This is a genomic window from uncultured Treponema sp., from assembly GCF_934725225.1.
Classification (GTDB): Bacteria; Spirochaetota; Spirochaetia; order Treponematales; family Treponemataceae; genus Treponema_D.
Window position 1 is genome coordinate 220137 of record NZ_CAKVAM010000003.1, and the last position, 12653, is coordinate 232789.

General features: G+C 35.1%; 13 protein-coding genes. All 13 read left to right on the plus strand.

The annotated features are described in order from the left end of the window. Nucleotides 1-27 precede the first annotated feature (27 nt). Entirely contained in the window at nucleotides 28-1419 is a 1392-nt protein-coding gene (locus Q0H92_RS05955; protein ID WP_295799864.1) for a flippase, read from the plus strand. Then, complete coding sequence (gene glf, locus Q0H92_RS05960) at nucleotides 1416-2534, plus strand: UDP-galactopyranose mutase (protein WP_296012909.1); 1119 nt, start codon at nucleotides 1416-1418, stop codon at nucleotides 2532-2534. The genes Q0H92_RS05955 and glf overlap by 4 nt, the downstream gene beginning before the upstream one ends. After that, a complete protein-coding gene (locus Q0H92_RS05965; RefSeq protein WP_296012911.1) occupies nucleotides 2524-3435 on the plus strand; it encodes a DUF4422 domain-containing protein in 912 nt (303 codons plus the stop codon). Before glf ends, Q0H92_RS05965 begins: the two co-directional genes overlap by 11 nt. Before the next feature lie 335 nt (nucleotides 3436-3770). After that, nucleotides 3771-4730, plus strand: coding sequence for a glycosyltransferase family 2 protein (locus Q0H92_RS05970; RefSeq protein ID WP_296012913.1), 960 nt, complete (start codon nucleotides 3771-3773; stop codon nucleotides 4728-4730). Further along, nucleotides 4727-4981, plus strand: a complete 255-nt coding sequence (locus tag Q0H92_RS05975) for a hypothetical protein (protein ID WP_296012915.1) — start codon at nucleotides 4727-4729, stop codon at nucleotides 4979-4981. The genes Q0H92_RS05970 and Q0H92_RS05975 overlap by 4 nt, the downstream gene beginning before the upstream one ends. Before the next feature lie 5 nt (nucleotides 4982-4986). After that, nucleotides 4987-5925 carry a glycosyltransferase gene (locus Q0H92_RS05980; protein ID WP_296012917.1) on the plus strand — a complete coding sequence of 313 codons (939 nt, stop codon included), beginning with the start codon at nucleotides 4987-4989 and terminating at the stop codon, nucleotides 5923-5925. A gap of 175 nt (nucleotides 5926-6100) precedes the next feature. Continuing rightward, nucleotides 6101-7708: an ATP-binding protein gene (locus Q0H92_RS05985; RefSeq protein WP_296012919.1), complete on the plus strand. Its 1608-nt coding sequence runs from the start codon at nucleotides 6101-6103 to the stop codon at nucleotides 7706-7708. 37 nt (nucleotides 7709-7745) lie between these two features. Further along, nucleotides 7746-8171, plus strand: coding sequence for a DUF6078 family protein (locus Q0H92_RS05990; RefSeq protein ID WP_296012920.1), 426 nt, complete (start codon nucleotides 7746-7748; stop codon nucleotides 8169-8171). Nucleotides 8172-8318: 147 nt separating this feature from the next. After that, the gene (locus tag Q0H92_RS05995) at nucleotides 8319-9764 is read left to right on the plus strand and encodes a flippase (RefSeq protein ID WP_296012923.1); all 1446 of its coding nucleotides are present in this window, start codon (nucleotides 8319-8321) and stop codon (nucleotides 9762-9764) included. Between the two features lie 49 nt (nucleotides 9765-9813). Next, nucleotides 9814-10074 carry a DUF4160 domain-containing protein gene (locus Q0H92_RS06000; RefSeq protein WP_296012925.1) on the plus strand — a complete coding sequence of 87 codons (261 nt, stop codon included), beginning with the start codon at nucleotides 9814-9816 and terminating at the stop codon, nucleotides 10072-10074. Nucleotides 10075-10090: 16 nt separating this feature from the next. Then, nucleotides 10091-10444 carry a DUF2442 domain-containing protein gene (locus Q0H92_RS06005; RefSeq protein ID WP_296012927.1) on the plus strand — a complete coding sequence of 118 codons (354 nt, stop codon included), beginning with the start codon at nucleotides 10091-10093 and terminating at the stop codon, nucleotides 10442-10444. 13 nt (nucleotides 10445-10457) lie between these two features. Beyond that, the gene (locus Q0H92_RS06010; RefSeq protein ID WP_296012929.1) at nucleotides 10458-11462 is read left to right on the plus strand and encodes a capsular polysaccharide synthesis protein; all 1005 of its coding nucleotides are present in this window, start codon (nucleotides 10458-10460) and stop codon (nucleotides 11460-11462) included. A gap of 40 nt (nucleotides 11463-11502) precedes the next feature. Beyond that, nucleotides 11503-12639, plus strand: a complete 1137-nt coding sequence (locus Q0H92_RS06015; RefSeq protein WP_296012931.1) for a glycosyltransferase — start codon at nucleotides 11503-11505, stop codon at nucleotides 12637-12639. The last annotated feature ends 14 nt before the right edge of the window (nucleotides 12640-12653 follow it).

The window sequence follows — 12653 nt, forward strand, 5'->3', positions numbered from 1 at the left end:
GCTTTCTTAAATGTTATAAAAAGTTGTATGGGATTGGTATTTCCTTTAATAACTTTTCCCTATTCCTCTAGGATAGTTGGACCTGCAGGAATAGGAAAAGTAAATTTCGCAAATTCAATAATTTCTTATTTTACTATAATAGCATCTTTAGGAATTTTTACATATGCGATAAAAGAAGCCGCAAAAGTAAGAGACTCAAAAGAAGAATTAAGCAAATTTTCAAAAGAAATATTTACTATTAATTCTATCTCTACTCTTGTTGCTTATTTTCTGTTTTTTATAAGCCTTTGTATTGTCCCAAAATTCCATGATTATAAAATTCTTTTATGTATTTGTAGTTCAACAATTTTATTCACAACATTAGGATTAAGTTGGTTATATACAGCTCTTGAAGAATATGTTTATATAACATTGCGTTCTATTTTTTTTCAAATTCTTAGCATAGTTTCTCTTTTTATTTTTGTTCACAAGCCAGACGATTATATTATTTATGGCACTATAAATGTTTTGGCTAGTGTAGGTTCAAATGTTTTAAACTTTATTCATTCTAGAAAATATATTTCATGGAAAACAAAGTATAAACTTGAATTAAAAAAACATTTAAAACCAATTTTTACTTTATTTGCCATGTCAGTAGCTACAAGAATCTACACTGTCTTAGACACAACTTTATTAGGCTTTATATCCGGAGATAAAGCTGTAGGTTATTATAGTGCAGCCTCAAAATTAAATCACATTGTATTAAACATTGTAACTTCAATTGGAGCAGTAATGTTACCAAGGTTAGCTTATCTGATAGGGAAAAATAAGGCAAAAGACTTTTCAGACCTAGCTTACAAAGGAATAGAAGTTCTATTTCTTATTTCAATACCTTGTAGTATTGGTCTGACTTTAGTATCAAAAGCTGTAATACTGATTTTAAGCGGAGAACAATACTTACAAACATTACCTACAATGCAAGTCTTAAATCCAATTATTATAATTATAGGATTAAGCAATTTCATAGGTATACAGATTTTTATGCCATTAAACAAGGAAAAATGGACTCTTTACTCAGTCATAACAGGAGCATTTGTAAACTTGTTCACGAGTATTTTATTAATTTATAAATTCAATGAACTAGGTGCTGCAATAGGCACATTGATTGCAGAGTTTTCTGTTACCGCTGTTCAAATAATACTAGTAAGAAAATATTTAAAGATATCTAGAATCTTCAAACTATTTATAAAATATTTGTTAAATTCATTTGTTATGGCGATTCCTGTATACTATTTCAGTCACAAAATCACAAATTTATACGTCAGTTTTTCTGTTTCAGTAATTTCTGGAATTGTTTTATATTTTATTCTATTGTTACTAGAGAGAAATTATTTACTATTTGATACAATAATAAAGTTAAAAGGAAAATTTCATAGATGAAGAAATATGATTACTTAATCGTAGGCTCAGGCTTATACGGGGCGACTTTTGCCTATCTTGCTGCTAAAGTCGGAAAAAAGTGCCTTGTCATAGACAAACGTCCGCAGCTTGGCGGAAACATTTTCTGCGAGGATATTGAGGGAATCCATGTCCACAAATATGGCGCGCATATCTTCCACACCTCAAACAAAAAAGTCTGGGATTTTGTGAACAGCTTTGTTCCTTTCAACCGCTACACAAACTCGCCTGTCGCAAACTTCCGTGGAAAACTTTTCAACCTGCCGTTCAACATGAACACTTTCTACCAGATGTGGGGCGTAACAACACCTGATGCGGCGATGGCAAAAATCGAGCAGCAGAAAAAGGAAAGCGGAATCGCCGAGCCTAAAAACCTTGAGGAGCAGGCAATCAGCCTTGTGGGGCGCGACATTTACGAGACTCTTGTGAAGGAATACACCGAAAAGCAGTGGGGCAGACCTTGCACAGAGCTTCCGGCTTTCATCATAAAGCGGCTTCCGGTACGGTTCACCTTTGACAACAACTATTTCAACGACGCATATCAGGGAATCCCAATCGGCGGCTACAACAGAGTTGTTGACGGACTTCTTGCCGGAATCGAGACGAAAACGAACGTTGACTATTTTACAGACCGTGAGAAATGGAACGGCATTGCGGAAAAAATCGTTTTCACAGGAAAAATCGACGAGTTCTTTGGATATAAGTTCGGAAAACTTGAGTACCGCACAGTTCGCTTTGAGACAGAAACACTTAATGTTCAGAATTTCCAGGGAAACGCGGTTGTGAACTACACAAGCCACGACGAGCCGTTCACAAGAATCATAGAGCACAAGCATTTTGAGCCGGAAAATCCGTTCTACCAGCAGAGCAAGACGGTAATCTCAAAGGAATACTCAACCGAATGGTACGATGGAGTCGAACCCTTCTACCCGGTGAACGATGCGAAAAACGCGGAAGTCTACAAAAAATACAGGGAGCTTGCAGAAGCCCAAGACAAAGTGATTTTCGGCGGCCGCCTGGCGGAATACAAATACTACGACATGGACGATGTTATTGAAAAGTGCATGAAAGACTGGGAGGAAGAAAATGAAAGGTAAAGTAACATTAAACAAAGACAACTGTAAAATCCTGATATGCTGCCATAAGCCGTGCGAACTTCCTCCGAATCCGGACGGACTGTTTCTGCCTATTCAAGTGGGAGCGGCAATCAGCGATGTTGATTTGGGAATGCAGCGTGATGACCAGGTGAACGGCGAGCCTTGCGACAACATCAGCGCAAAGAACAAAAGCTACTGCGAGCTTACGGCTCTTTACTGGGCATGGAAAAACATAAAGAAAATCTATCCGAATCTTGAATATATCGGTCTGAACCATTACAGAAGATATTTCAGTTTTGACAAGAAGAATTGTTTTGATGATGCAGTAGTTCTTCCTGAAAACGAAGTGAAAAAGTATGAACTTGATAAATCAAAACTTGAAAAAATTCTCTCAAAATATGATGCGCTGATGGCAAAGCCGAGAGTCTATCCTTATTCATTGGAAGTTGATTATTCGGTATGCCATGTTTCAGATGATATAAAGACAATAGGAAAACTAATACATGATAACTATTCTGATTATTACAGCGATTTTTTAAGTGTGATAACTTGTAATAACAAGTTATCACACTATAACATGACTGTCATAGGGTGGAACGACTTTTGCAAATACTGTGAATGGATTTTCAGCGTTTTAAATAAAGCCGAAAACATAATAAATATAGCAAATTATAATGCAACCCAATCTCGAATTTGGGGATATTTAGCCGAAAGACTTTTTAATGTTTGGATAGTGCATAATAATCAAAACATTAAATTTTTAAATATAATAAAATTTTTTAATGGAACTGTTCATAAAAAAATATGGCAAGTAAAAAAACGTATAAAAGTTTCACTTGCTTATAATATAAATTACAAATCTATTGGAATAAATTTTTTTTTAAATCATAAAAACATATAAAACTAAAATTTTACCGGAGATTTATACAGACAATGACTTGTTCTATTTTTATGCCGCTTTATAATTATGAAAAACTTGCAGATTATAGAATCATCCCTATATCAATTTCTAACTCATCTTCCTTTAAAAATCAAATTGATTTTGAAGATTCAATCTCTAAAATTCAGAATTATATTATTCACAAGAATCTAGATAAAAAACTTAACAAATTTTCTTTTTATGAGCCTAGATATTTTTATGCATTATTTTCCAATAATTTGGTACATTCAACATAAAATAAGGATAAAATAATTTCCAAACCACAAAAATTTACTAAAATGGAGTATCTATATTAAATGTTGTTAACAATCTGCATATCATTTTATAATGTCGAAAATTATATAGAAAATTTTATTTTACAACTAAAAAACCAAACCTGTCCTGATTTTGAATGCATCTTAGTTGACGATGGTTCAACAGATAAAAGTGCAGAAATTGCTTTTAAAGAAATAGAAAATGACAAACGTTTCTCAATAATCCAACATAAAACAAACAAAGGCATAGGAGCTGCTAGAGCAACCGGAATAGAAAACGCAAAAACGGATTATATAACTTTCATAGATTCTGATGATGAAATTGACAAAGATACAATAGAAAAAATACTTTATTATATTCAAAAACAAAAAGCAGATTTATACGTTTTCGATTATTTTGAAACAAGAAATTCTATAAATAAAAGAATTACTAGAAAAGTAAAAGAAATATCTACACTTTTTACTGATTCAGATAAAAGAATTTCTTATGTTTGGAATAAAGTTTTCAGCAAAGAACTACTATCTAAGATTGACTTGAACTTTTTTAAGACAATAACATTTGCCGAAGATCTATTTCTATGCATAAATTCATTCTTGTTTGCAGAAAATATCTTTTTTTGCAATGATGCATATTATCATTATGTTTTCATCCCCTCATCTCTTGTTCATAGCCGAACAGAGAAGAGTATATATGAAAATATTTTAGTTGTTCAAAACCTTCTTAATAATAATTTTAACAATCACAAATATATAAAATTATATTTGGAAAAAGAATTTTTTCATACATGTGGACTATTGATATTTCCCAACAAGAATAATTCTTTCCAATCTTCAAGACCGCATTTTTCAGAATGGAGATTAAGAAATAACGAACAAGCAATTTCCATTCCAAAAGACTTGTCTGTTTTCGTGAAATTATACATTTTTTTTATAAAAAAACGTCTTGACCATATTGCATATATATTTTGGAAAATATTAAAAATCAAGGAATGCTATATATGAACATCGCAGCCATAAAAGTTTTATTCGAACCAGAGGCAATAGGACTGGAAAAGATTATTTCAAATATAAGGAGTTATTCCAATATAGAGATATATAGATTTCCAGAATATAAAAAATTCTTAAAAGAAGAGTTAAAAGAATACTATTGGGATAGTTGCATAAATTCACTTCATTGTTTTAGAAATATAAAAATTTACAAAAAAGCAAAACAAGATTTTCTTGAATATATAAATTCTGACAAAATAAGGTAAAAATAATGAACAATACTATTACAGTTTCCATTCTTATGCCTACTTACAATCATGAAAAATATATTTCTCAGGCAATAGAGTCCGTTCTTGCACAAAAAACAAATTATCCTTATGAACTTTTGATACATGACGATTGCTCAACAGACAGCACACTAGCTATCGCTCAAAATTATGCAACAAAGTATCTTGACAAAATTAAGTTTTTTACAGAAAAAGAGAACCAGGGATTGATGAAAAGCTATAAACGACTTATAGAGCAGTCAAAAGGAAAATACTTGGCAATTTTGGAAAGCGATGATTATTGGCTGGATAAAAACAAGCTGCAAATACAAATTGATTTTCTTGAGAGCAATCCAGATTACGGAATTGTCGCAAGTGATATTATTACAATTGATGATGAAGGAAATGAAATAAAAAAAGGAGGATTTAACAAAGAAAAAGCATTGACAGATTTTTGGTATACAAAACTTCTTGGACTTAGCGGCTTTGAAGGTGCTTGTGCTATCATATTTAGAAAAGAGCTTTTCTTTAAATACTGCAACATAAATGATTATATAGATTTAGGGTTCAAAACTTTTGATCACCCGACCTGGCTTAGCATTTCGTATCATTCAAAATGCAAGGTAATTCCAAAAATTCTAGCGGCTTATAGACATACGTCAACTTCATTGTCTAACAATATACTTTTTGAAAAACATATTGATTTCATATTAAATATTATAGGAATAGAAAAATACATAATAGAAAAATATGGTCTTAATGGAATGACTCAGGATGAGTACAACAACAGAATCGCTTTTATGATAATCGGAAAAGCTTTGAAATTCCATAAAATTGACTTATTCTGCGAATATGCAAAAAGACTAACCCCCATTTCTCTAAAGCAAAAAATCATGCATTTTTTTCCACATTTATATTACTGGCAGTTTATTTTAAGACACTAAAATATATCACACTCTTATCTTTCATCATTTACTTTTAGGGCGAAAACATAAACACAATTCTACAAGCCCAGGCTATTGTTCAGAAAAACTGGATGCTGCAAAAAAAACTAGACGCATTCCAGAGTAAACAAAATCGACAGTTTATTTTTCCCCACTTCTATGCTATCATTGTTCCATGCAGAAAATCAGAAAACTACCGATAGGCATACAGAGTTTTGAAAAGCTCCGCGAGGGCGATTACATTTACATCGACAAGACAGAATTTATCTACAGCCTTGTCCACACAGGGCAGATTTACTTTCTAAGCCGGCCGCGCCGTTTCGGGAAGAGCCTTTTTCTTTCAACTCTTAAGGCATATTTTGAAGGGAAGAAAGAACTTTTTGCAGGGCTTAGGATTGAAAAGCTTGAAAAAGGCAATCCGGACGCCTGGAAAGCCTACCCAGTTATTTATCTGAATTTTGCACAGAACAGTTTTTCAAAAGAAAGCTCTCTTGAAAAAACTATAAATCTTCAGCTGGAAGAATATGAAAAAAAATATGAAATACAATCTGACTATAAAGACTCTTTGGACCCGACAAATTTTGCAGGCCGATTCATAAACATTGTGCAGACCGCACGGAAAAAGACAGGTCTCCCAGTTGCTGTCCTTATTGACGAGTACGACAAGCCGCTTCTTGACGCGCAGAGCAACGAGGATCTTGTGAATGAGAACCGCGAGACACTTCGCGGACTTTACGTAACATTGAAAGCCTTAGACGAAGACCTTAAATTTGTGTTTCTTACAGGCGTAACAAAGTTCAGCAAGGTGAGCATATTCAGCGACCTGAACCAGCTGAACGACATATCAATCACAAGCCGGTACGCCACAGTCTGCGGAATTACAGAAAAAGAAATGCTTGAAAATCTGGAACCAGAGATAAACGAGTTCGCAGAAAAGAACGGACTCACAAAAGAAGAATGCGTGAACCAGCTTGAGCAGATGTATGACGGCTACCATTTTCACCATGAGGCCGATGGCGTGTACAATCCATTCAGTCTTCTGAACGCACTTTACTCAAAGGAATTTTCCCTCTACTGGTTTGCAACCGGAACACCGACTTTCCTAATAAAGAAGCTCCAGGAAAGCACGATGAACTACATGGACCTTTCAAACGGAGTTGAGGCCACGGCGCAGGAGCTTCAGGACTACAGGAGCGACAATCCGAACCCGATTCCGCTCTTCTACCAGACCGGCTACCTTACAATAAAGGGCTACGACAAAGAATTCGGTGTGTACCTTTTAAAATACCCGAACAACGAGGTGAAATACGCATTCATAAACTCGCTTGCTCCGGCAATTTTGAACAACAACCGCTCCACAGGACTTGACGTTGTCTCGTTCGCGCGCGACATAAAGAAAGGTGACGCGGAAAGCGTGATGAACCGGTTCAAGTCTCTCTTTGCGACTCTTCCCTACACAACCGCAAGGAAGGAAAAGCGGGACACTGTTATTGAGCAGAACTTCCAGAACGTGTTCTACCTTGTGTTCACGTTGCTAGGCCAGTGGTCGTCTGTGGAAGAGACATCCTCATTCGGCAGGGCGGACTGTGTACTCCAGAACGGGAACAATGTGTTTATCTTTGAGTTCAAGAGGGACAAAAGCGCGGACGAGGCATTGCAGCAGATTGAAGAAGCAAAATACGCCGAGCCGTACAAGTCAAGCGGAAAGAGGATTATAAAAATCGGAGCGAGTTTTTCCACAAAGGAACGGAATCTTGCTGAATGGAAGATTGTGGAAAAATAGCTTCTTATAACGCAGTTTTTATTGTATAATAAAAGCAATGAATCTTACACCGCCAGAACAATATAAATTATGCTCAAACTCAGCCTGCAACAAGTCTGGACATTGCCTTAGGCAGCTTTGCTACAGGCAGCTAACAAAAAATGACATTGGAATCTATGTTTTGAATCCGCTTCTTTTTCCAGACGAAAATGAAGAATGTCCTTACTTTAGAACTGACAAGAAAATAAAACTTGCCTGGGGCACAAAGAATATTCTTGATGACATTCCTAGCAAAAAAGCCGTGGAAATAAAAAAAGAGCTTCTTTTAAAATACGGAAGAACAAAATACTATCAGTTCTACAGAAGTGAAAAACCTCTTTTCCCGTCTGACCAGCAGATATTCACAAAAATCTTCCAAAAACACGGAATAGAAGTAGAAGCCAAATACGAAAGATTCACAGAAGACTATGACTGGAGCTATTAAAAATAGAGCAAAGAGTTTTACCAAAAGAAACAGAGTGTTTTTCTTGGTAAAACAAAGTGTTTTATTGGGAAAAACAGTCTGTTTTATCCGATAAAACGACAGAATCGATAGAAGTATAAGAAAATGGAGTAAAATAATAATAGTAAAATGGTGCAAAAATCTCTAAAAAAGAATGCTGTCTACAGTTTTATAAAAGCGCTTATGAACCTTGCATTTCCGCTAATATCGTTTCCATATGCATCAAGAATTCTTCTTCCAGCTGGAATAGGAAAAGTGAATTTCGCAAATTCTGTAATAGAATACTTCACGCTTGCCGCAAGCCTTGGAATTTTTTCTTATGCGGCACGGGAGGCTGTACGTGTCCGTGATGACAGGCATGCCTTGAACAAGATATTCCGCGAAATTCTTACTATAAATCTTATCTCTACTGCATTTTCTTACATTCTCCTTTTCATTTCACTTGTATTCGTCAGCAAATTTTCTGAATACAGGGTTCTTCTTATTGTCTGTTCAACAAAAATTCTATTTACCACAATTGGCGTAGACTGGATTTTCAATGTGCAAGAAGAATACAAATATGTAACAATACGTTCTGTAATCTTCCAAATTATAAGCCTTGTGCTGCTTTTTGTTTTTGTACGCACTCCTGATGACTATGTCGCCTATGCTTTTATGGGAGTGTTCTCAAGCGTAGGCTCAAACATCTGCAATATCTTCTATGCACGAAAGTTTGTAAACTTTTTTGAAAAAACAGCGATAGAAATCAAAAGGCACTTAAAACCGATATTTACTTTTTTTGGAATGTCAGTTGCCTCAAAGATTCATACAGCACTTGACTCTGTAATGCTCGGATTTATGTTAAGCGACAGCGCGGTAGGTTATTATTCTGCCGCGAACAAGATAAAAGGGCTTGTGGTCGGTCTTATTACAGCAATTCTTGCAACACTGCTGCCACGCTCTTCTTATTATCTTGGACAAAACAAAAATGACGAATACCAGAAAATTGTTTCAAAGGCTTTGAATTTTTCACTATTCTTTTCACTTCCGTCCGCAATTGGAATAATGCTTCTGGCAAAACCTCTTATACTTCTTTTCAGCGGAGAAGAATTTTTAGCCGCACTTCCGGCAATGCTTATAATGTCGCCTGTGATAGTGTTTATAGCGGTGGCGTCTTTTGCAGACAACATGATTCTTTTGCCTCAAAGACTGGAAAAGGTATCTTTGCAGTCTCAAATAATTGGCTGCATTGTAAATATAGTCTTGAATTACACACTTATTCCTATATGGGGAGTTTTCGGAGCGGCCTTCTCTACTTTTATAGTGGAAGGAATTATAACCATATATAAAATTCTTTTTAGTATTAAGTACATAAAATGCAATGGTCTTATACAAAACCTATTAAAAATTATATTCTCTTGTACTCTTATGTCTCTTGCAGTGCTAGCAATTCTTTATTTCATAAAAAATGTCTTTATTCAGATTGCAGCAGGAGTTACACTTGGTGCTATGATATATGCCGTATGTACACTTTTATTGAGAACAGACACGGCCTTGATGCTGACAGAAACTATCAAGAAGCGAATTAAAAGATGACTGCTGGCTATATATATGGTATAATTTAAATAAAATAGGAGGATAAAAAATGCCTACGATAAGTTTTTTCCGTGGAATAAAAATATATATAAATTGGAATGACCATATGCCGCCTCATTTTCATGCAACATATGGCGGAAAAGAGATTTTAGTATCTATACATGATATTGAGATCCTTGAAGGAGAACTTCCGTCGAAGCAGGAAAAAATGGTTCTTGGCTGGGCAGCTTTTCATCAAACAGAATTAGAAGAAGATTGGGAACTTGCAGCTCAAAGGCAAGAATTATTTCCTATCGCTCCACTAAATTGAGTTCTTAAAATCAATTATGGAACACACTATTGATTGGTATATAAAAAAAGGGGTCTCAAAAAAAATGGCAGAGTACTTCATAAAAGGAAGAAGGAAAATTGCATATGTTCAACCAAATAATGATTTCACACTCCTTTTAACATTCGATAACGGAGAGAAGCGAATTTTCAATGTAAAACCTCTTATAAAGAAAAACACTGTTTTTGAAACTTTATTAGACTGGAATAAATTCAAGCAGGTATATTTGGACTCTGACGGAACTGTCTGCTGGGACAAAGACAGCTCTGTTGACAGCAATATCTTTTGGAATAACAAAATAGACCTAAGCACAGACAGCTTATACATTGAAAGTCTGCCGCTAAAATGCTAACAAGGAATGAAAAATGCTGAGTATAATAACAAAGGCAAAAGATTTATTAAAAGAAAATAAGCAGAAAGAATTCTTTGATAAATTAGCAGCATACATTCGCTATATATTTCTTTCTATATGGTTTAAATGCACTTTAAAGGAGACAGCTCCAGAACTAAAAAAGGTAAACAAGAACTGGATTATTTACACGTACCTAAAGCATAAGTATTCAAATTTTCTAAAGAAATATGAGATAAAGAAAAATAATTCGCACGAATATTCGGATATAGTCTGGTGGTGCTGGTTTCAGGGAGAGGAAAACGCTCCTGATATTGTAAAAGCCTGCCTTGAAAGCGTCCGCAGGAATATGCCGGATAAAAAAATAAATGTAATCACCGAATCAAATATGTGGGATTATGTTTCCATGCCTGACTTTATAAAAGAAAAATATAAAAAAGGAATTATTTCGCGAACGCATTTTTCGGACTTGCTCAGGCTTGAGCTTTTGATAAATTACGGCGGAACTTGGATTGACTCGACAGTTTTATGTACAGCAGCACCAAAATATGCCTTTAACATTCCTCTGTTTGCATTTAAGACAAATGAAAAAAACGACCCGGCAACAGCTGCACAAAATTGGTTTATGTCAGCAGAAAAGAACAATCCGATTCTGCTTCTTACAAGAGATTTACTTTTTCAATATTGGAAAGTCAATAATTCAACAATCCACTATTTTATTTTCTATTTCTTTATGAAACTCGCTGCAGAAAAATATAAAGAAGATTGGAATTCAATTCTGTTCTTTTCAGATGTTCCGCCTCATATTATGCAACGCGAGCTTTTTTCAGAATATTCAGAAGAACGCATGGAACAGCTAAAACGAATGTCCGACATACATAAGCTCACTTATAAATTCAAGAAAGACTCTGACCTTCAAAAAGAAAATACAATTTACAAGAAAATAATTGAGGAATATAAAACTCAAGCTGATAAAAGCAGTGTTGTAAAAATCAACGGGGGGGGTACAAAAGTAGAGTAATTTTTGTGTCTAAGGCGTTCTCCCATAAAGGAGAATGCGCATGATTGCAATAGACACAACTTTTTTTGCCCATTCAGAAGCAAAGAGCAGAAAACTTACCTACTCCACTTCAATCTTCACGGCTGATTTGCTGGACGCTTTTGTCCAGCTTGGAGCGGCAGGCAACTTCTGCCTTATTGTAAATTTTAACCATGTAGACTTTTTTAAAGAACGATTCCCGGCTTACAAAATTGTTGCTGCAAAATGGTGGCCGGTAACTCTTCTTTATAAACTTACAAGGGGCAAAAAGACCGCAACAAAACTTATAAAAAAATGCGGCGCTTTCAGAAAAATTGCAGAAAAAAGCGGAGCAAAAGCAATATGGTTTCCTTATGCTATGAACGAGACTTTTGTGCGGACAAAGCTGAAGACATTCGCAACTATACATGATATTTACAGAATTCACCACGGCACACAAAAGGAAGCAGCAAAATTCACAGAGTTCATAAATGACAAAACAACTTCCCTTATAACAATAAGCAATTACACAAAAAACGACATTATAAACACAACAGGATGCAAAAAAGATATTCCTGTAATTCCAAACTCTATTGTGTTTGATGTTTCAAGACAGCAGAAAGTTCCTGGGCTTGAACAAAAAAAATATATTCTTGATTTGAATGCATATATTGAAAAGAAAAATCCAATGACCTTATTAAAGGCCTTCAATCTGATAAAGGACAAGACAGACCTAAATCTAGTATTTTGCGGCGGATACAGAGAAGATAGCATTTGGAATGGAATGCAAGAATACATGCAGGCTAACCAAATTTCAAGCCGTGTAAAGCTGCTGTTCCGTGTAAAAGACGAAGAGAGAAACTGGCTACTGGCAAATGCGGCGCTGTTTGTAACTCCGTCTTTATTTGAAGGATTCGGCCGCACGCCTGTAGAAGCCGCAATATGCAAAATTCCAGTAATCTCAACAAAAGAAACATCCCTTTTTGAGGCAACACAAGGATTATGCAATTATGTAGAAAACGCGACAGATGAAAAGGAACTGGCAGAACTCATACTGAATATAATAGAAAATCCAGAGTCAGAAAATAAACTCATAAAAATCGCACAAAAACTCGAAGAACGTTACAAAAAAGAAAACTGCGGTAAGCTGTACATACTTAGTTTCCGCTCCTATGTCTGACAGCACCACGATGT

Bases quoted from the DNA above. Each gene is read 5' to 3' on its own strand.
- Q0H92_RS05955 (WP_295799864.1), top strand. From the start codon at position 28: ATGGGATTGGTATTTCCTTTAATAACTTTTCCCTATTCCTCTAGGATA.
- glf (WP_296012909.1), top strand. From the start codon at position 1,416: ATGAAGAAATATGATTACTTAATCGTAGGCTCAGGCTTATACGGGGCG.
- Q0H92_RS05965 (WP_296012911.1), top strand. From the start codon at position 2,524: ATGAAAGGTAAAGTAACATTAAACAAAGACAACTGTAAAATCCTGATA.
- Q0H92_RS05970 (WP_296012913.1), top strand. From the start codon at position 3,771: ATGTTGTTAACAATCTGCATATCATTTTATAATGTCGAAAATTATATA.
- Q0H92_RS05975 (WP_296012915.1), top strand. From the start codon at position 4,727: ATGAACATCGCAGCCATAAAAGTTTTATTCGAACCAGAGGCAATAGGA.
- Q0H92_RS05980 (WP_296012917.1), top strand. From the start codon at position 4,987: ATGAACAATACTATTACAGTTTCCATTCTTATGCCTACTTACAATCAT.
- Q0H92_RS05985 (WP_296012919.1), top strand. From the start codon at position 6,101: ATGCAGAAAATCAGAAAACTACCGATAGGCATACAGAGTTTTGAAAAG.
- Q0H92_RS05990 (WP_296012920.1), top strand. From the start codon at position 7,746: ATGAATCTTACACCGCCAGAACAATATAAATTATGCTCAAACTCAGCC.
- Q0H92_RS05995 (WP_296012923.1), top strand. From the start codon at position 8,319: ATGGTGCAAAAATCTCTAAAAAAGAATGCTGTCTACAGTTTTATAAAA.
- Q0H92_RS06000 (WP_296012925.1), top strand. From the start codon at position 9,814: ATGCCTACGATAAGTTTTTTCCGTGGAATAAAAATATATATAAATTGG.
- Q0H92_RS06005 (WP_296012927.1), top strand. From the start codon at position 10,091: ATGGAACACACTATTGATTGGTATATAAAAAAAGGGGTCTCAAAAAAA.
- Q0H92_RS06010 (WP_296012929.1), top strand. From the start codon at position 10,458: ATGCTGAGTATAATAACAAAGGCAAAAGATTTATTAAAAGAAAATAAG.
- Q0H92_RS06015 (WP_296012931.1), top strand. From the start codon at position 11,503: ATGATTGCAATAGACACAACTTTTTTTGCCCATTCAGAAGCAAAGAGC.